Annotated in this window: 18 protein-coding genes; 17 read left to right on the top strand and 1 reads right to left on the bottom strand. The window is 27.8% G+C overall.

Annotated elements, in window-relative coordinates; all coding sequences use genetic code 11:
- The first annotated feature begins 59 nt into the window (after window positions 1–59).
- From acpP to ACY1IQ_RS04085, 14 genes are all read left to right on the top strand, one after another.
- Window positions 60–293 carry an acyl carrier protein gene (acpP, locus tag ACY1IQ_RS04150; RefSeq protein WP_145953075.1) on the top strand — a complete coding sequence of 78 codons (234 nt, stop codon included), beginning with the start codon at window positions 60–62 and terminating at the stop codon, window positions 291–293.
- A 124-nt stretch (window positions 294–417) separates the two neighbouring features.
- The gene (gene rnc / locus ACY1IQ_RS04145; RefSeq protein ID WP_461612774.1) at window positions 418–1119 is read left to right on the top strand and encodes a ribonuclease III; all 702 of its coding nucleotides are present in this window, start codon (window positions 418–420) and stop codon (window positions 1117–1119) included.
- Entirely contained in the window at window positions 1112–2179 is a 1068-nt protein-coding gene (locus ACY1IQ_RS04140; protein ID WP_461612773.1) for an elongator complex protein 3, read from the top strand. Before rnc ends, ACY1IQ_RS04140 begins: the two co-directional genes overlap by 8 nt.
- A 611-nt stretch (window positions 2180–2790) precedes the next feature.
- Entirely contained in the window at window positions 2791–6363 is a 3573-nt protein-coding gene (gene smc, locus ACY1IQ_RS04135; RefSeq protein WP_461612772.1) for a chromosome segregation protein SMC, read from the top strand.
- Between the two features lie 134 nt (window positions 6364–6497).
- Entirely contained in the window at window positions 6498–7409 is a 912-nt protein-coding gene (gene ftsY, locus ACY1IQ_RS04130; RefSeq protein WP_461612771.1) for a signal recognition particle-docking protein FtsY, read from the top strand.
- 181 nt (window positions 7410–7590) lie between these two features.
- A complete protein-coding gene (locus ACY1IQ_RS04125) occupies window positions 7591–7929 on the top strand; it encodes a putative DNA-binding protein (protein ID WP_461612770.1) in 339 nt (112 codons plus the stop codon).
- Window positions 7930–7939: 10 nt separating this feature from the next.
- Window positions 7940–9289 carry a signal recognition particle protein gene (gene ffh / locus ACY1IQ_RS04120; RefSeq protein WP_291584319.1) on the top strand — a complete coding sequence of 450 codons (1350 nt, stop codon included), beginning with the start codon at window positions 7940–7942 and terminating at the stop codon, window positions 9287–9289.
- A 37-nt stretch (window positions 9290–9326) separates the two neighbouring features.
- Window positions 9327–9569 carry a 30S ribosomal protein S16 gene (gene rpsP / locus ACY1IQ_RS04115; protein WP_039631837.1) on the top strand — a complete coding sequence of 81 codons (243 nt, stop codon included), beginning with the start codon at window positions 9327–9329 and terminating at the stop codon, window positions 9567–9569.
- Between the two features lie 31 nt (window positions 9570–9600).
- Window positions 9601–9834, top strand: a complete 234-nt coding sequence (locus ACY1IQ_RS04110) for a KH domain-containing protein (protein ID WP_039631839.1) — start codon at window positions 9601–9603, stop codon at window positions 9832–9834.
- A 247-nt stretch (window positions 9835–10081) separates the two neighbouring features.
- Window positions 10082–10573 carry a ribosome maturation factor RimM gene (rimM, locus tag ACY1IQ_RS04105; protein ID WP_461612769.1) on the top strand — a complete coding sequence of 164 codons (492 nt, stop codon included), beginning with the start codon at window positions 10082–10084 and terminating at the stop codon, window positions 10571–10573.
- On the top strand, window positions 10573–11298 hold the full coding sequence (gene trmD, locus ACY1IQ_RS04100; RefSeq protein WP_461612768.1) for a tRNA (guanosine(37)-N1)-methyltransferase TrmD: 726 nt from the start codon (window positions 10573–10575) through the stop codon (window positions 11296–11298). The genes rimM and trmD overlap by 1 nt, the downstream gene beginning before the upstream one ends.
- Window positions 11299–11408: 110 nt before the next feature.
- Window positions 11409–11756: a 50S ribosomal protein L19 gene (gene rplS / locus ACY1IQ_RS04095; RefSeq protein WP_461612767.1), complete on the top strand. Its 348-nt coding sequence runs from the start codon at window positions 11409–11411 to the stop codon at window positions 11754–11756.
- A gap of 121 nt (window positions 11757–11877) precedes the next feature.
- The gene (gene ylqF, locus ACY1IQ_RS04090) at window positions 11878–12720 is read left to right on the top strand and encodes a ribosome biogenesis GTPase YlqF (RefSeq protein ID WP_461612766.1); all 843 of its coding nucleotides are present in this window, start codon (window positions 11878–11880) and stop codon (window positions 12718–12720) included.
- Window positions 12721–12906: 186 nt separating this feature from the next.
- Window positions 12907–13698, top strand: coding sequence for a ribonuclease HII (locus ACY1IQ_RS04085; protein WP_461612765.1), 792 nt, complete (start codon window positions 12907–12909; stop codon window positions 13696–13698).
- An 86-nt stretch (window positions 13699–13784) separates the two neighbouring features.
- Here ACY1IQ_RS04085 and ACY1IQ_RS04080 read toward each other — a convergent pair whose 3' ends face one another.
- On the bottom strand, window positions 13785–14150 hold the full coding sequence (locus ACY1IQ_RS04080) for a YraN family protein (RefSeq protein ID WP_461612764.1): 366 nt from the start codon (window positions 14148–14150) through the stop codon (window positions 13785–13787).
- 391 nt (window positions 14151–14541) lie between these two features.
- Between ACY1IQ_RS04080 and ACY1IQ_RS04075 the strand changes: the two genes are divergently transcribed.
- The 3 genes from ACY1IQ_RS04075 (at window position 14542) to topA (ending at window position 19349) form a co-directional block, all read left to right on the top strand.
- A complete protein-coding gene (locus ACY1IQ_RS04075; protein ID WP_461612763.1) occupies window positions 14542–16065 on the top strand; it encodes a YifB family Mg chelatase-like AAA ATPase in 1524 nt (507 codons plus the stop codon).
- Between the two features lie 19 nt (window positions 16066–16084).
- Window positions 16085–17164 carry a DNA-processing protein DprA gene (gene dprA / locus ACY1IQ_RS04070; protein ID WP_461612762.1) on the top strand — a complete coding sequence of 360 codons (1080 nt, stop codon included), beginning with the start codon at window positions 16085–16087 and terminating at the stop codon, window positions 17162–17164.
- An 82-nt stretch (window positions 17165–17246) separates the two neighbouring features.
- A complete protein-coding gene (gene topA, locus ACY1IQ_RS04065; protein ID WP_461612761.1) occupies window positions 17247–19349 on the top strand; it encodes a type I DNA topoisomerase in 2103 nt (700 codons plus the stop codon).
- Window positions 19350–19442 lie beyond the last annotated feature (93 nt).

The following is a 19442-nucleotide window of genomic DNA, read 5'->3' as shown; positions in this document are numbered from 1 at the left end:
TTTCAATATAACTATTAATATTTAATTGAAATGTTTTTAATTTATTAGGAGGCTGAATAATTATGTTTGAAAAAATAAGAGAGAGAATAGCTGAGCAATTAAGCATAGAGGAAGATGAGATTAAAATGGAATCATCTTTCATAGATGATTTAGGTGCTGATTCACTAGATATAGTTGAGTTAATAATGGCATTAGAGGAAGAATTCGATATAGAAATACCTGATGAAGATGCAGAAAAAATATCTACAGTGGGTGATGTAGTCGAATACATAAAAGCACGTGTAGAAGAGTAAAATTTAAGTTCCGCTAATTGCGGGACTTTATTTTCATATAAAAGGAATAAAATCAAGGAGTTCTTTCTTGAATTTATTAATGAGGTAATAAATTGAGGAATAAACTCCTAAGAAGGAGTAAAAAATGAAGATTAGACCTAACACATTAGAATTGCAGAATAAATTACAATTAAACTTTGATAATTTAGAATTATTACAAACAGCAATTACCCATAGTTCTTATGCTAATCAAAAAAAAGACGTAGATTACAATGAGAGATTGGAGTTCTTAGGAGACTCAGTACTTCAACTTGTAATCTCTCAGCATTTGTTTTCAAACAATATAAATGAAAGTGAGGGATACTTAACAAGAGTCAGATCACTAATTGTTTGCGAAAATTCTCTTTATGAAATAGCTAAAGGATGGAATCTAGGTTCTTATATAACTATGAGTAAGGGTGAAGAAATGACTGGTGGAAGAACTAGAGTATCTATTTTAGCAGATGCTGTAGAAGCTATAATCGCTGCTATTTATTTAGATAAGGGTTTAGAATATGTAAGAGAATTCATATTAACTAATTTTAAAAATATAATCTATAAGGCTTTAAAAAATCAAATAATAATTGATTATAAAACAAAGCTTCAAGAAATCCTTCAGAAAAATGGAGAAGTGTCTATAATTTATAATCTAATTAAATATGAAGGTCCTCCACATAGAAGGTTATTCTATGTCGAAGTTTTAATAAATGGTATATCTAAAGGTAGCGGTGTAGGTTATAGCAAGAAAGAAGCAGAACAAAATGCTGCCAGAGAAGTGCTTTTAACTAAGGAGGAAATATATGAATAAACTTCATTACATAATCCCAATATTTGTGCCACATGAAGGGTGTCCTCATACATGTGTATTTTGTAATCAAGATAGTATTACAGGAAGTTGCTTTAAAATTGATGGAGAATTTGTAGAAAATACTATAAAAGAATATCTAAAAACTATAGATAGAGAAAAATCAGTTGTAGAAGTATCTTTTTTTGGAGGCACTTTTACAGCTATAGATATAAATAAACAAAATGAGTTGCTTTCTGTAGCAAAGAATTATAAAGATTGTAATAAGATAGATTATATAAGGTTATCAACAAGACCGGATTACATAGATGACAAAATATTATCTAACCTTAAAGAGCATTCTGTTGACATAATAGAGTTAGGAGTACAATCACTTGATGATGAGGTTTTAATAAAATCTGGAAGAGGACATAGTTCTGATGATGTAGTAAAAGCATCAAAGTTAATTAAAAAATATGGATTTACTTTAGGGCATCAAATTATGTTGGGATTACCTGGGGATAATAGGGAAAAGGATATATTAACTGCTCAAAAAAGTATAGCAATGAAACCTGATATATGCAGAATCTATCCCTCTCTGGTGATAAAAAATACACCTATGCAAACCTTATTAGAAAGAGGAGAGTACAAGCCTTATGATTTAGAAAAGGCAGTTGAAATTAGCAAAATAATATATGGGATGTACGTAGGAAGTGGTATTATGGTTATAAGAATAGGACTTCAACCTACAGAAGAGATAAATTATGGTAAGGAAATAGTCGAAGGTCCATTCCATCCCGCTTTTAGAGAACTAGTAGAAAGTTCTATATATCAAGAATTAATAGTAGAATATTTTAAAAGTCATAGTGATATTGAAAGTATTTCTATAAATCCTAAAGATATATCAAAACTTTATGCTAATAAGAAAAAATATTTTAATGAGGCTTTAAAAATATTAGGGTTGAAAAAACTAAAAATCAATCAGGATATATCAGTAAAAAGGGGAGAATTAAGATTTAATCTAAAGGAAAATGCTGAGGAAATAACTTTAGAAAATTATTTGAGAAGAAAATTTGCTATATAGAAATAAATATTAAATTTATTACTATTCCTAGATTTAAATATCATTTAAAAATGGAATTTTAAACTCTTGATATTGCTAGATTTCAAAAATGAAGTTTTGTAAATCAAGAGTTTTTAATATTTTATACTATAAACATTAATAACTTTGAAGTAAAAAAATTAACATTAATTATAATATATTTATTTAATTTTATTATAAAAATAGCTAATCAGTTAAGTATATTATTTTTAACTTTAATTCTTTTGTATCATACTGACTAGTTATTTTATTTTAAAGATTTTATCAACAGACTTTTATAAAAATTATCTAATATAAAATTAAATTAATTTTAACTAATTGACAATTAGTAGTGAATAAATGACAATTAAGAATGAAATGAATTTAATAAAATTAATTTTATTAAATTCATACTTGTATTTGTAGGGTTATTAATGTTTTTGTTTGATATTTTAAAGTAAATAATATAAACTAAATTGTAGTAAAAGAAGGTGAGAACTGTGAAAAAGAAAAAAAGAGAAAAATTAGCGAAAATATTAGCAGCAGTAATTTCTATGTTTATGTTATTAGGAATTGTATTACCATTAATTATAGCAAATTAGGAGAGTGAATAGATGTTCTTAAAATCTATTGAAATTAGAGGTTTTAAGTCCTTTGCAGATAAAACGGAACTTGTATTTAAAAAGGGAGTAACTGCTGTAGTAGGACCTAATGGAAGCGGGAAAAGCAATATATCAGATGCAGTAAGATGGGTTTTAGGAGAGCAGAGTGTTAGGAACTTAAGAGGAGATAAAATGGAGGATGTAATTTTTGCAGGTACTCAATTTAGAAAACCTGTGGGACTTGCACAAGTTTCTCTTATTTTGGATAACTCTGATTCAGAACTAGATATTGAATATTCTGATGTAGTTATTTCAAGAAGGCTTTATCGCTCAGGAGAAAGCGAATATTTAATAAATAATACTATATGTAGATTAAAAGATGTACAAGCTTTATTTATGGATACAGGTATAGGTAAAGAAGGATATTCTATAATAGGTCAAGGTAAAATAGATGCTATACTTAGTGGAAAACCGGAGGAAAGAAGAAAACTTTTAGAAGAAGCCGCTGGAATTGTTAAATATAAAACTAGAAAAGAAGAAGCAGAGAGAAAATTAGATAATACAGAACAAAACTTAATAAGAATACATGATATATTAGATACTTATGAGGAAAGATTAGAACCTCTTAGAATTGAAAGTGATAAGGCTAAAAGATTTTTAGAATTATCAAATCAATTAAAAAATGATGAAATTAATATTATTATTGATTTTATAGAAAAAACTGAAATAAAAATTTCTAGTTATAAAGGACAATGTGAAGCTATAAATAAAGAATTGCAAGAAAAATTAAATGAAAGAAGAAAAATAAAAGAACAAATAGAAATACAAAGTAGTAATTTAGAACAATTTGAAAATAAAATATCTGAAGATAAGCAAAAGTTTTATGATAATAAATCAAAGCATCAGCAAATATTGTCAGAGATAAAAATCTTAGAAGAGAGAATGGAGTTAGTTAATGAATCTATAAGAAAAAATATTGAAGAGACAGAAAAATTAAATTTAAAGGTTAAATCTTTAAAAGATGAAGTAGATAAATTAGAAGTAAGTTTAAGTGATTCTAAAGAAAAACAAAAAAATATAGAAGGTAAAATCAAGATTAAGGAAGAAGAAATAAAAAAATTAAGTGATGATACTTTTAATGAAAATGAAAAATTAGTGGCTTTTCAATCAAAAAAGCAGAGTCTTTTAGATAATAGAAACCTTCAAAATAATAACATAATGCTTCTAGAGAGCCAATTAGGTATTTTAAATGAAAAACTTCAAGGATTAAGAGTAGATATAGAAGGGTTTGTTAATTCGTTAAAAATTAATAACTCTACTAAAGCTGTACTTGAAATAGAATCTAATAAGCTTTTAGAAAAAATAAATAGTTACGAGGATAAAATTAAAGCTAACAAAAGTGAAATTGGAAAGTTAAGACATAGTCAAACCTTAGAAGAAAAAAAACTTAAGGAATTAGTTGCTAATTCAAACAAGATAGATGCAAGTTTAAATATGTTAATTAATCTAGATAAGCAATATGAAGGATATAATAGGTCTGTTAAACTTTTAATGCAACATATAGATTCCAAAAAAGTACTTAATTTTAAAGGTAGTTGTTATATTTTAGGGGAAGTCATAAAAGTTGATAGAAAATATGAAACAGCTATGGAAATCGCACTAGGGGGAAGCTTATCTAATATAATTACAGAAGATGAAAATGATGCAAAGATTCTAATTGAATATTTGAAAAAAAATAGTTTAGGTAGAGCTACATTTTTACCATTAAGTACAGTTAAAGGTAAAAGCTTGGAACTTAGCAGTAATATTAAAAATACTTTTGGATATATTGGAGTTGCTAGTGAACTTATAGATTTTGATAGTAAGTTTAAAGGTATAATTGATTATACCCTAGGAAAAACCATAATATGTGATAATATGGATAATGCAATTAAAATAGCTAAGTTGCTAAATTATAAACAAAAAATTGTAACTTTATCTGGAGAAGTTGTAAATCCTGGTGGTGCTTTAACAGGAGGAAGTATTTATTCTAAGTCTACTAATGTAATAGGAAGAAAAAGAGAGATTGAAGAACTTAGAGTTAAGTTTAACCATATAAATGATGAAATTGAAAATGAAAATATTTTAGTAAAAAAGTTAAATGAAAATATTAAAACTTTAGACGAAGAGAATTTAAATTTAAGAGATGAAATTCACTTTGAAAATATAGAGAAAACAAAAGTGCAAAGTAAGATAAATTCCATTTCTGAAGAAGAAGCTAAACTTAAAATAGATTTGGAAAAGTCTGGAATAAACTTAAAAAATACAGAAAATGAAATTTCTTTAAATAATGAAAAGCTAAAGGAATCTAGAGAAAATGTAAATTCTATAGAAGAGAAAATAAAAGTTATAGATAATGAAGAAGAAATTTTAAAAAGCAAGTTAAAAGAAAGCGATGAAAATATTAAAAAGTATAGAGAAGTTTTAACTGAACTTAGAGTTGAAAAAGCAAAGATTGATGAAATTACCATTAACAAAGATAATGAGCTTTCAAGAATAAATGATGAGATTAAAGACTATACTTGTAAGATAGAAATACTTAATAAAGAAGCAGAAGGTTTAAAAGAAAATAAAGATAATTATCAAGAGATTTTAAGTAATAATAAAATTACTATTAAAGATACTTTAGAGATGTTATCTAGTATGGAAAAGCTTATATCAGATAATGAAATTGAAAAGGTAAAATTAAAAGAAAATATAACTAAAATTAAATCTAAAGAAGAAGATTTAATTTTAGAACTAGAAGCTTCAGAGAAAGAATTACACAAGTATCAAGTAACTTTAGCTAGAATAGAAACAGAAAAGGAAAGCCTTCTTAATAAATTAAATGAGGAATATGAGTTAACTTATGCAGAGGCTTTAAATTTTAAAGAACCTATAGAAAATGTAGCTAAACTTAAAGAAAATGTTGTGCAAATTAAACAGGAGATTAATAGTTTAGGTTCAGTAAATGTAGGTGCTATTGAGGAGTATAAAGAGGTTAAGGAAAAATATAGCTTTATGACTTCTCAAAGAGAAGATTTAGTTCAAGCAAAGGATGAACTTTTAAAAGTTATTGAAGAGATGACAAGTAAAATGAGAATAGTATTTAAAGAAAACTTTTTAATACTTAGAAAAAATTTTAATGAAACCTTTAAAGAGTTATTTAAAGGTGGAAGTGCAGATTTAATATTAACAGATGGAGACGAATTGACCTCAAAAATAGACATTAATGTAGAGCCTCCAGGAAAGAAACTTCAAAATATAAATCTTTTATCTGGAGGAGAAAAAGTGTTATCGGCTATAGCACTTTTATTCGGTATATTAAAGATGAAACCAACTCCATTTTGTATATTAGATGAGATTGAAGCTGCTCTTGATGATGCTAATGTAGTTAGATATGCGGAGTTTTTAAAGAAATTCTCAAATAATATTCAATTTATAGTTATTACTCATAGAAAAGGAACAATGGAAGCTAGTGACGTGCTTTATGGAGTGACAATGGAAGAAAAAGGAGTATCAAAAGTGGTTTCTGTTGATTTTATGGATATTCAAAAAAATAACTAGTGAATATATGGATAAACTATACTTCACAATTTTAAATAATGTATAATTTAAAACCCACAATTAAAGTGGAAATTAACTCTTTATGAATCAATTTCTTTTACCTGACATTATAAACAAAACAAGGAGGAAAATTTATGTTTGGAAATTTTTTTGAAAAACTTAAAACTGGTCTAACAAAAACAAGAGATAGTATTAGTAATGCAGTATCAGATGTTTTAAATCTTGCTGTTACTATAGATGAAGATCTTTATGAAGAATTGGAAGAGGCTCTAATTGTTAGTGATATAGGAGTTGAAACTTCTGTAGAAATTATTGAAAGACTGAAAGCGAAAATTAAAAGTGACAAAATTAAGGATGTAGCAATGGTTAAGCCTTGTATGAAGGAAGTTATAATTGAGATGATGGGAGAAGAAGAAAATACTTTAATTCCTAAAAATCTTCCAGAAATTAAGTTGATAATTGGTGTTAATGGAGTAGGTAAAACTACATCTATAGGTAAAATTGCTGCAAGAATTAAGGCGGAAAATTATAAAGTATTATTAGCAGCAGCAGATACATTTAGAGCAGCAGCTATTGATCAATTAGAGGTATGGAGTAAAAGAGCAAACGTTGATATAGTAAAACACCAAGAAGGATCTGATCCAGCAGCAGTAGTCTATGACGCAGTGCAAGCTGCTAAAGCTAGAAAAGTGGATGTATTAATTTGCGATACAGCAGGAAGGCTACATAACAAAAAAAATTTAATGGATGAGCTTGGAAAAATTAATAGGGTAATTGACAGAGAGTATAGTGAAGCTCATAGAGAAACACTTTTAGTTTTAGATGCAACTACAGGACAAAATGCGGTCATTCAAGCTAAACAATTTATGGAGGTCTGTCCTATTGATGGTATAATACTTACCAAACTTGATGGCACTGCTAAAGGTGGAGTAGTTATTTCTATTAAAAACCAATTAAACATTCCTGTTAAATTTATAGGGGTTGGAGAAGGCATTGATGATCTTCAAGAATTTAGTTCAAGAGAATTTGTAGAAGCACTATTTTAAAAAATTTAAATGTAAAATCCACTATGAGAATAAAGTTAAAAACTTATAGATGATTCTATATTTAAATAATAAAATAAAAAGTAATTATAAGCTCAAATAAAAATATTTAGAGTGTTAAGTAAAAATACTTGACAGCTATATTTATTTTTGCTAATATATGCTTTGTGAGTAAGGTGATTACATGGAAAAAAGATTAGAGTTATCATTACTTTTAGATTTTTATGGTCCGTTGCTTACAGAAAAACAAAGAGACATAATGGGCTTGTATTTTAATGATGATTTATCTTTAAAAGAAATATCAGAGATTACAAATACTAGTAGGCAAGCAATACATGATTTAATAAAAAGATGTAATAGTCTCTTATTAGAGTACGAAAAAAAACTTCATCTTTTAGAAAAAAGTTTAGAAATTAAAAATTCTAAAGAAAGAATAATAAAAAAAATAAGTAGTTTAAATATAGAGGACCATGAAAAGTCCGAAGTAATCAATGATATAATCGAAAATATTATTGAAATTTAGGAGGTTTACTATGGCTTTCGAAGGATTAACTTCTAAGTTGCAAGAAACCATAAAAAAATTAAAAGGTAAAGGCAAACTTTCAGAAAAAGATATAAAAGAAGCTATGAGAGAAGTTAAACTAGCGCTGTTAGAAGCGGACGTTAACTATAAAGTTGTTAAAAACTTTGTTAAGGACGTTAGTGAGAAATGCCTTGGAAATGAAGTTTTAGAAAGTTTAACCCCAGGACAACAGGTAATTAAAATAGTTAATGATGAGTTAACTAAACTTATGGGAAATGTGGAAAGTAAGCTTCAATTAAATCCAAATGGAATTTCTGTAATTATGTTAGTGGGACTTCAAGGTGCTGGTAAAACAACAATGGCTGGTAAGCTTGCACTTAACCTTAGAAAAAACAATAAAAAACCTCTTTTAGTAGCATGTGATATATATAGACCTGCCGCAATTAAACAACTTCAGGTGGTAGGAAAATCAATAGATGTACCAGTGTTTACTATGGGAGATAAAACAAGTCCAGTGGATATTGCTAAAGCATCTATAGAAAATGCTAAAAATAATGGATGTAATGTAGTAATTGTTGATACTGCTGGAAGACTTCATATAGATGAAGAATTGATGAATGAACTTAAAGATGTAAAAGAAAATATAGATCCTAATGAAATACTATTAGTAGTTGACTCAATGACAGGTCAAGATGCAGTAAATGTAGCTGAAAGTTTTAATTCTCAACTAGATATATCAGGTGTAATATTAACAAAACTTGATGGTGATACAAGAGGAGGAGCTGCACTTTCAATAAAAGCTATGACTAGTAAGCCAATAAAATATGTTGGTATGGGAGAAAAAATGTCTGATCTTGAAGTATTCCATCCAGAAAGAATGGCCTCTAGAATATTAGGCATGGGAGACGTACTTTCTCTTATAGAAAAAGCACAATCTGCAATTGATGAACAAAAAGCTCAAGAACTAGGAAATAGAATGTTAAATCAAGAATTTAACTTTGAAGATTTTTTAGATATGCTTAATCAAATGAAGAAATTAGGACCTCTAGGTAAAATTATGGAAATGGTGCCTGGAATGAATTCTAAAGAATTAAAAGGATTAGACCTTTCACAAGGAGAAAAGGAAATGGGTAAGATAGAGGCAATAATAAGTTCCATGACCTTTGAGGAAAGAAGAAAACCTAATCTAATATCATCTTCTCCATCAAGAAAGAAAAGAATCGCTAATGGTTCAGGTACTTCAATTCAAGAGGTAAATAAAATTTTGAAACATTTTGATATGATGAAGAAGGCAATGAAGAATATGAAGGGTATGCAGAAATCAATGAAAAAAGGTATATTTGGAAAGTTACCTTTTTAAATATATGATATTAATCCTTTAAAGGAGGTGAAAAAACATGGCAGTAAAAATTAGATTAAAAAGAATGGGTGCAAAAAGAGCTCCTTTCTACAGAATTATAGTAGCTGATTCAAGATCTCCAAGAGATGGAAGATTTATTGATGAAATAGGATATTACAATCCAACAACAGAGCCAGTTACAGTTAAAATAGACGAAGAGAAAGCAAACAAGTGGGTAAAAAATGGTGCACAACCAACAGATACAGTAAAAAGACTTTTCAACAATGCTGGAATAAAATAGTAAGTTGTTGATTTGAATGGAGGAGCATTCCATGAAAAAGTTACTTGAAGTTATTGCTAAGTCTTTAGTTGACAATCCCGATGCCGTAGTAATAAATGAAGTTGCTAGCGATCATTCTATAATATTAGAGTTAAAAGTTGATAAGGCAGATATGGGAAAAGTAATTGGAAAACAGGGAAGAATAGCTAAGTCTATTAGAACTGTTGTAAAAGCAGCGGCTGTTAAAGAAAATAAAAGAGTTGTTGTAGAAATAATAGAAACATAAGAGTTAGGGTATCCTAACTCTTATTTTATAATTATAATTAATTATGACGATAAATTATAGGGATTTCATATAAAACTTAAAACCATATATCCTAAAGAAACTCCGAAGAGCTTAAAAGTGGAGTTTAAATCATAATTTTTAAATTTTCATTTATAGGTAAGAATTTTGTTATGAAAATTAAGATACTGCATAAATTAAATTTTGATTAGGAAACCCTATAATAAAATTCTAGGAGGAGCTTTTAAAAATGAAAGAGTTTATGAGCATAGGACAAATAACTAAGCCTCATGGAGTTAAAGGTGAGGTAAAAGTTTTTTCATTGGCAGATAGTTTAGAAGAATTTACAATGTTAAAAAAAGTATATATAGATGGGATAGAGAGAAAGATTACTTCTTGCAAGCTTCAAACTGATAGGGCAATACTTAAAATTGAAGGTATAGATTCTATGGATGAAGCTGAGAAATATAGAAATAAATATTTAAAGATTCATAGGGAAGATGCTAAAGAGCTGCCAGAAGACAGTTATTATATTGCAGATTTAATTGATTGTAAAGTCTTTGATACTGAGGGAGAAGAACTAGGCACAGTATATGATGTTATTGAAACAGGAAGCAATGACGTATATTGGGTCAAAGGAAAAAAAGAAGTGCTTATTCCAGCTTTAAAAGATATTGTGGTTAAAGTAGATATTGAAAATAGTAAAATAACAATAAAGCCTGTCAATGTTTGGTCTGAATAATGAAGATACATATATTAACACTTTTTCCTGAAATGTTTGATGTGTTTAACCACAGCATTATAGGAAGAGCACAAAATGAAAAAATATTAGAAATAAATTGTGTAAATATTAGAGATTATGCAAATAATAAACATAAAAAAGTAGATGACTATCCTTATGGTGGGGGTGCAGGAATGGTGATGACTCCTCAACCTATAGTAGATTGCATAAAAAATGTCAAAAAGGTTAATAATGGTAAGGTGATATTTCTAGGACCTAGAGGTAAAACTTTTAATCAAGAAATGGCTAAGGAATTAAGTAATGAAAAAGAGTTAATTTTCTTATGTGGTCACTATGAAGGCATAGATCAAAGGGTTTATGATTACATAGACATGGAGTTATCCTTAGGTGATTTTGTACTAACTGGTGGCGAAATGGCATGTATACCAATTGTAGATAGTATAAGTAGAATGATTCCAAAAGTATTATCTTGCGATGAAAGTTTTATGGACGAATCTTTTTATAATGGATTCTTAGAATATCCTCAATATACAAGGCCTTATGATTTCGAAGGGAAAAAGGTTCCAGAAGTTTTAATTTCAGGACATCATGATAATATAAGAAAATATAGAAGACTTCAATCCTTGCTTATAACTAAAGAAAAGAGAAATGATCTATATAAAAACATTGAACTTACAAAAGAAGATAAAAAATTATTAGAGAATTACTATAAAAGTAAAAAATAGTATTGATATGATATTTCTTATGTGATAAAATGTGTTTTGTGCTAGTACGGGCGGTCCTCTGTCATGATACATGATTATGAACGTCAAATAAAGCTTAGGAGGGAATGCACATGTTAGATATAATAAAAGCTATAGAAGCTGAACAAATTAGAAATGATTTACCAGAATTCAACGTTGGAGACACTGTTAAAGTTCACATCAGAATCAGTGAAGGAAACAAAGAAAGAATCCAGATTTTTGAAGGAACTGTACTTAAAAGACAAAACGGTGGATTAAGAGAAACTTTTACTGTAAGAAGAGTAGCTTCAGGAGTTGGAGTAGAAAAAACTTTCCCAGTTAATGCTCCAGTTATAGAGAAAGTTGAAGTTGTAAGAAAAGGTAAAGTAAGAAGAGCTAAGTTATTCTACTTAAGAGACAGAGTAGGAAAAGCTGCTAAAGTTAAAGAATTAATCAAGTAAAAAATGGGGCTAAAAAGTCCCTTTTTTTATTTTAAAATATAAGTTTTAAAACTTAAAAATATTTTTTAGCTATTATAAATTGCTTATTGCCGACTATAAAGAAAAAGAAAGGTGGGTATTTATGAGTATAAATTGGTTTCCAGGACATATGGCAAAGACTAGAAGACAAATTAAAGAAAGTCTTAAACTAGTAGATGCAGTAATAGAAATAAGAGATGCTAGAATTATAAAATCTAGTGCTAATCCTGATATAGAGGAAATTTGTAAAGATAAACCCAGAATTATATTATTGAATAAAAGTGATTTAAGTGAAGAAAAAGTAACAAAAGAATGGGTAAGGACTCTTTCAAATGATTATACTAAGGTGTTAGCAGTAAATTGTTTAACTGGTATGGGGCTTAAAAATATTAAGCCTGCATTGGATGAAATTTTGAAAGAAAAACATGATAGACTTAAAAATAAAGGAGTAGTTAATATTGTTACTCGCGTTATGGTGGTAGGGATACCTAATGTAGGGAAATCTACCTTTATCAATAAATTAGCTAAAAATAATATAGCAAAAACTGGAGATAGGCCAGGAGTTACTAAGAGTAAACAGTGGATAAAGACTAAAATAGGTATAGAACTTATGGATACTCCAGGTGTATTATGGCCTAAATTTGAAGATGAAGAAGTAGGATTAAATCTTGCCTTTACAGGAGCTATAAAAGATGAAATTATGGATATAGAAGATTTAGCATTAAAGCTTATAGAAAGGTTGCAAGAGTATTATCCAGAGCGATTAAAAGAGAGATATAAACTTAATGAATTAAGTGAAAGTGCTCTTGAAAACATGGAGAATATAGGAAGAAAAAGAGGGGCTGTAATCTCAGGGGGAAATATAGATTATAATAGAGTGGCAGTAATGCTCTTAGATGAATTTAGGGGCGGAAAATTAGGACCTATATCACTAGAGAGACCTTAAGTCAATTGAGGATTGACGATTGACAATGAACAATTATGGATACTTCTCTCAAGAGAAGTTTTAAACTTATTTCTTTTAAAGAAATTAATTCATAAAGAATTAATTTCAACCATAATTGTCAATTGTTCATTTTTAATTTTATAAAGAATAGTGGTGATAGTTTTGCATGATTTGAATTTATCTTCTATGAAATATGATGAAATAAAAAACTATGTAAGTAAATTTCAATCAGATTATACCATTGATGAGTATAATGAACTGTTTATGAAATTAGTAAATTTATTAAATAATGATAATAGAAAAAATGTACAGAAGTTAGGTGAAAAATTAAAAAAATATATAAATGCTTACCATGAAGAAATAATTAGAGTAAAGCATATGTATGATTTTGATAAAAACTTTGGTAATTATAAATATGTTGCTGGTGTAGATGAAGTAGGAAGAGGACCTCTTGCAGGACCTATTGTTTCTGCAGCAGTAATACTAGATTTAGATTTTGAAAAAAATAAGGATATGATTTTATACATTAATGATTCTAAAAAGATATCACAAAAGTTGAGAGAAGAGTTAGCAGCAAAAATAAAAGAAAATGCATTAAGCTATAGCATTTCTACTATTAATAATGAAGAAATAGATGAAAAAGGTATAGGATGGTGTAATAATGAAGTATTTAAAAAAGCTTGTAATAGGCTTTCTATTACACCAGAGGTAGTTTTATCAGATGGATATTTGATTAAAGATTTTAATATTAAAAATTATCATGTTATAAAAGGTGATACTAAAAGTGCAAGTATAGCTTGTGCTTCTATACTAGCCAAGGTTTTTAGAGATAAACTTATGGAAGACTATAGTAGAGAGTTTTTAAACTATGGCTTTGAAAGAAATGTAGGTTATGGTACAGAAGAACATGTAAAAGCTTTAAAGATCTATGGTGTGACAAAAATACATAGAAAAAGTTTTTTAAAGAATATATTATAAAAAACATGATTTAGGTCATGTTTTTTATAATTGGCTGTAATTCTTATTAAAAAGTATTATTTTACTTATATTAATTGGATAAGCTATCATATTCTGAAAGCATCCTTAATTAATTTAATATAAGGAGAATTTTTATTGTTTAATGTGATTTCAATGACATCAAATCTAAAATTAGACTTATAGAGTTTTTTCTTTAAAATGTAAGTTTGAGCAGTTTTATATATTTTATGTTGTTTTAAAGTGGTTATAGATTCTCCTGGAGTTCCATAGAGATTTCCATAACGTGTTTTTACTTCTATAAAAGAAATATAATTTTTATCTTTTGCTATTAAATCAATTTCACCAATTTTGCACATAAAGTTTTTTTCTAGTATAACATATCCAACAGATTTTAAATAATCTTCAGCTATGGCTTCACCATAACATCCAATGCTTTTATTTAAAGACTTCATTTAAACATCCTTTCTATATCTTTAAATATCTTAATAATTAGTATAATTATTTCCTTTTATAGTATTTCAATTCATAATTCATCATTAATTGTCAATTGCCATTTTAAATTTTCCATTGACTAAAGTTGTTAATTGAAATATTTAATAGCTTAGATATTAGTTATATATTAAATTTTTGGGCAATTTATACAGAGAGAGTTAATATATATTAATTTATTGTCGAATTTGAAAAAATACTGAATAATATGACGATTTATACAATTATAATTTAATTAAAATAATAAATTTAATGAAATGAACTTTATTTGTAAGTAAAATTTCTAAAGATAATGTTTATATGAATTTATATTGTCAATAATTACTATATAAAATTATAATAAAGGGTGATTATATGGCAACGCAAATATTATGTGCAACCTTTTTGGGAGTAGAAGGTGTACTTATATCTGTTGAGATTGATATATGTAATGGATTACCTTGCTTTAATATAGTTGGACTAGCAGACACATCCGTTAAAGAAGCTAAAGATAGGGTAAGAGCAGCTATTGTAAACTCAGGCTATGAATTTCCTGTTAATAAAATTACTGTAAATCTAGCTCCAGCAGATATTAAAAAAGAAGGAGCGCTATTTGATTTACCTATAGCTATAGGTATATTAATAGGAAGTAATCAAATAAATATACAGGATATACATAAGTATATATTAATGGGTGAATTATCGCTATCTGGGAATTTAAAAAGCATAAAAGGAGCACTTCCTATAGTAATAGAAGGTGTAAATAGGGGAATTAAAAAATTTATTATGCCCTATGAAAATGCAAAAGAATGCAGCATGATAAAAAATGCAGAAATTTATCCTATGGATAGCTTAAAGCAGGTAGTAGATTTTTTAATATATAAGGATATGTGTCCTTACATTTATAAAAAAGAAGAAAAATCTATCAAAAATGATGTTTTAGACTTTGAGGATGTTATGGGACAAGAGGCTGCTAAAAGAGCTATAGAAGTAGCTTCGTCAGGTGGACATAATTTATTAATGCATGGAGCTCCAGGTTCAGGAAAAACTATGTTAGCGCAAAGAATAAGTTCTATCTTACCTAAGTTAAATTATGAAGAAGCCTTAGAGGTAACAAAAATTTATAGTGTTTATGGAAGTACAGCGTATAAAGGAGGACTAATAGCGGAGAGACCCTTTAGAAATCCCCATCATACTACTACAGAGGTTGCTCTTGTAGGTGGAGGAAAGTATTTAATGCCGGGAGAAATTTCCTTAGCTCATAATGGTGTTTTATTTTTAGATGAAATATTAGAATTTAAAAAGAATTTATTACAGGTTTTAAGACAGCCATTAGAGGATAGAAAAATTAAAATAACAAGGAATGCTGGAACTGTAATATATCCATCCAGTTTTATGCTTATTGCAGCTTTGAATCCATGTCCCTGTGGATTCTTTGGCACTAATATAAAACCCTGCAAATGCAGTGATTATGAGATTAAAAGATATTTAGGAAAGCTTTCAGCACCGTTATTAGATAGGATAGATATATTCACTCCAGTAAATCCATTATCATATAAACAAATTAGAAGTACAACAAAAAATGAAAGTTCAGCGGAAATTAGAGAAAGAGTAGAAGCTTGTAGAGAAGTTCAAAGAAAGAGGTTCAATAAAGATAATATAAATTGTAATTCAGAGATGAAAGAAAAGCACATAAAGAAATACTGTAAAATTGATGAAAATTGTAATGAAGTTTTAGAAAGAGCTTTTAATAAATTTCATATAAGCACTAGAGTTTATAGCAGAATTCTAAAAGTTTCTAGAACTATTGCAGATTTAGATAATAGTGAAAATATAGAAGAAAAACATGTTATGGAAGCACTTCAATATAGAAGATTTATAAATAATGAAATAATTTAAGGTATATATAGGTGTAAAAATGGATAAGTATAAGTTATGGTTTGCCTCAGTGGAATTGAGTGATCATATAAAAATAAAACTTTTAGAAGAATTAGAAAATGAAAAAAATATATATGACTATGCATTTTCTATGAAAGGAAGTAATAATAAGATTATAGAAAGATTATTACAAGGTTCTGATGAAAATAAAATAAATTTAATTTATAAAACAATGGAAAGAGATAAGATTAATACTGTCACTTTCAATGAACCTAAATATCCTAAAAAGCTAATAAATATCGATAACCCACCTTATATATTATTTTATAAAGGAGATATTAAAAGGCTAGAAGATGATAGTAAGAAACTTTCTATAGTAGGATCAAGAAAAGCTACTCATTATGGAAAAAACATAGTTGATATTATTTGTAAAGAACTAAAAAATTATAATGTTCAGATAATAAGTGGCATGGCAAAAGGAATAGATGGTATAGCACATAGGGCATCTTTAGATAATGACATTTATACCTGTGCAATATTAGGGAGTGGTGTAAATGTAATATATCCTAAAGAAAATTTTAAATTATACGAGGACATATTAAATAGGGGAGGATGCATTGTATCGGAGTTCTTACCAAACAAATCACCGGAAAAACATAATTTTCCTCAAAGAAATAGAATAATTAGTGGCATGAGTGATTTAGTTTTAGTTATAGAAGCTGGAGAAAGAAGTGGATCCCTTATTACTGCTTCTATGGCGTTAGAACAAGGAAAAGATGTAATGGCAGTGCCAGGTTCAATTTTTTCTATAGAAAGCAAAGGTTGTAATAAATTAATTAAAGAAGGAGCATTTGTTTTTACATCTACAGAAGATATAATAAATATACTAAAATTAAATATGATTCGACAAGAAAATGATAAAAAAATTTCTAATAATAGTGAAAAAAATGACAAAATATATAATTTATTAGGAGAAAGTCCTATACATATTGATGATATTGTAAGATCTACTAATATTGACATAAAACAATTATATGGGTTATTATTTGAAATGCAACTAAAAGATGAAATATACTGTTTACATGGTAATTATTATGCTAAGGTAAATAAAAGTATATAGATATCTTAAATTAGCTTGATTTTAAAATTTAATCTATGTAATTAAAGTAATAATTAATGACAAGATTACTGGAGGGGATAAGATGGGTCAAAAACTAGTTATAGTTGAGTCACCTGCTAAAGCAAAGACAATAAAAAAATATTTAGGAAAAAATTATGCAGTGGAAGCTTCAATGGGACATGTGAGAGATTTGCCAAAGAGCCAATTAGGCGTAGATATAGATAATAATTATGAACCTAAGTATATAACTATCAGGGGAAAAGGCGAGCTTTTAGAAAAACTTAAAAAAGAAGCAAAAAAAAGTGAAAAAGTTTATTTAGCAACGGACCCTGATAGAGAAGGAGAAGCTATATCATGGCATTTAGCTAAAGCACTTAAAATTTCTGAAGATGAAAAATGCAGAATTGAGTTTAATGAAATTACAAAAGCAGCAGTAAAAGCAGCAATTAAAAATCCAAGGCAAATTAACGAAAATGTATTTGATGCTCAACAAGCAAGAAGGGTATTAGATAGATTAGTAGGATATGAAATAAGCCCTATACTATGGAAAAAAATCAAATGGGGATTAAGTGCTGGTAGAGTACAATCTGTAGCTTTAAAAATAATATGTGATAGAGAAAAAGAAATATCTGAATTTATACCTAAAGAATATTGGACTGTTGAATGTGACGTCTTTAAAGATAATCAAAAGGAAAGCTTTATAATAAAATTGCATAGCAAGGATGGAGAGAAGGTTGAAATATCTTCAAAAGAGGAAAGTGACAAAATAATTAGTGATTTGCAAGATGGAACTTTTATTGTTAAAAGTATAAAAAATAGTGAAAAAAATAAAAATCCATTGCCACCTTTTACTACAAGTACTCTTCAACAGGATGCTTATAGAAAATTAAATTTTCCAACTAAAAAAACTATGTCAATAGCACAGCAACTTTATGAAGGTATTGAGATTAAAGGACATGGATCTATAGGATTAATTACTTATATGAGAACAGATTCTGTTAGAATTTCTGATGAAGCTCAAGAAAATGCGAAAAACTTTATTACAGATAATTTTGGAGAGAAGTATTTACCTCAAAGTAAGAGAGTATATAAGGGAAAGAAAAATACTCAAGATGCTCATGAGGCTATTAGACCTACTAATATTAATATAACTCCTGAAATAGCTAAAGAAAATTTAAAAGAACCTCAATATAAGTTATATACACTAATTTGGAATAGATTTATGGCAAGTCAAATGGCTTCTTGCATATTAGATAGTACTTCTATAGAAATTAATAATAGAGAGTATTCTTTAAAAGCAACTGGCTCTACTGTTAAATTTGATGGATTTACAAAAATTTATAGCAATGAAAATGAGGAAGAAGAAAAGGCTATAAAAATGCCTAAACTAAATGAAGGTGATAAAATTACATCTAAGAATATAGAAGGTAAGCAGCACTTTACTCAACCTCCTGCTAAATTTTCAGAGGCATCATTAGTTAAGACTTTAGAAGAAAATGGAATAGGTAGACCAAGTACTTATTCACCTATTATATCTACACTTTTAGATAGAAAGTATATAGAGAGAAATAAAAAGGTTCTTGAACCAACAGAGCTTGGTTATATTGTTAATAATTTAATGAGTGAATATTTTAAAGAAATAGTAGATGTAGAATTTACAGCTGCCATGGAGAATAAGTTAGACAGCGTAGAAGAAGGAAAAGAATCTTGGAAAAAAATAGTAGATGAGTTCTTTATACCAGTTAAAAAATCTATAGATATAGCTGAAAAAGAAATTGCTAAAATTACTATTGAAGATGAAATTACTGATATTGAATGTGACAAATGTGGAAGAAAGATGGTAATAAAGCATGGAAGGTTTGGAGATTTTCTTGCTTGCCCTGGGTATCCCGAGTGTAAAAATACTAAACCTTTAGCAGCAGAATTAGATGTACCTTGTCCGAAGTGTGGAAATAAAATATTAGAGAAAAGAAGTAGAAAAGGAAATAAATTTTACGGCTGCAGCTCTTATCCAGAATGTGACTTTGTAAGTTGGTTTGAGCCTACAAGTGAAAGATGTCCAAAATGCAATGAAATAATGGTTAAAAGATATACAAAAACAAAAGGCGATTATTTAGAATGTATAAATAAAGATTGTAAGTATAAAAAAGAGCAAAATATGCAAAATAATAGTACAGAAGATTAAATTAAAAACTTTATTATGTTAAAAACTGAAGAAATATCCTATGAGTTTCCAAGAAATTTGTCGAATGAGGTAAAAATTTATTGAAATACTAAA

Source organism: Clostridium sp. Marseille-QA1073, from assembly GCF_054863625.1.
Note: the sequence above shows the minus strand (reverse complement) of the source record. Positions and strands in the feature narration are given on the sequence as shown.

Coding starts and splice junctions, on each gene's coding strand:
- rnc (WP_461612774.1), top strand. CDS start 418: ATGAAGATTAGACCTAACACATTAGAATTGCAGAATAAATTACAATTA.
- ACY1IQ_RS04140 (WP_461612773.1), top strand. CDS start 1,112: ATGAATAAACTTCATTACATAATCCCAATATTTGTGCCACATGAAGGG.
- smc (WP_461612772.1), top strand. CDS start 2,791: ATGTTCTTAAAATCTATTGAAATTAGAGGTTTTAAGTCCTTTGCAGAT.
- ftsY (WP_461612771.1), top strand. CDS start 6,498: ATGTTTGGAAATTTTTTTGAAAAACTTAAAACTGGTCTAACAAAAACA.
- ACY1IQ_RS04125 (WP_461612770.1), top strand. CDS start 7,591: ATGGAAAAAAGATTAGAGTTATCATTACTTTTAGATTTTTATGGTCCG.
- ffh (WP_291584319.1), top strand. CDS start 7,940: ATGGCTTTCGAAGGATTAACTTCTAAGTTGCAAGAAACCATAAAAAAA.
- rpsP (WP_039631837.1), top strand. CDS start 9,327: ATGGCAGTAAAAATTAGATTAAAAAGAATGGGTGCAAAAAGAGCTCCT.
- ACY1IQ_RS04110 (WP_039631839.1), top strand. CDS start 9,601: ATGAAAAAGTTACTTGAAGTTATTGCTAAGTCTTTAGTTGACAATCCC.
- rimM (WP_461612769.1), top strand. CDS start 10,082: ATGAAAGAGTTTATGAGCATAGGACAAATAACTAAGCCTCATGGAGTT.
- trmD (WP_461612768.1), top strand. CDS start 10,573: ATGAAGATACATATATTAACACTTTTTCCTGAAATGTTTGATGTGTTT.
- rplS (WP_461612767.1), top strand. CDS start 11,409: ATGTTAGATATAATAAAAGCTATAGAAGCTGAACAAATTAGAAATGAT.
- ylqF (WP_461612766.1), top strand. CDS start 11,878: ATGAGTATAAATTGGTTTCCAGGACATATGGCAAAGACTAGAAGACAA.
- ACY1IQ_RS04085 (WP_461612765.1), top strand. CDS start 12,907: ATGAAATATGATGAAATAAAAAACTATGTAAGTAAATTTCAATCAGAT.
- ACY1IQ_RS04080 (WP_461612764.1), bottom strand. CDS start 14,150: ATGAAGTCTTTAAATAAAAGCATTGGATGTTATGGTGAAGCCATAGCT.
- ACY1IQ_RS04075 (WP_461612763.1), top strand. CDS start 14,542: ATGGCAACGCAAATATTATGTGCAACCTTTTTGGGAGTAGAAGGTGTA.
- dprA (WP_461612762.1), top strand. CDS start 16,085: ATGGATAAGTATAAGTTATGGTTTGCCTCAGTGGAATTGAGTGATCAT.
- topA (WP_461612761.1), top strand. CDS start 17,247: ATGGGTCAAAAACTAGTTATAGTTGAGTCACCTGCTAAAGCAAAGACA.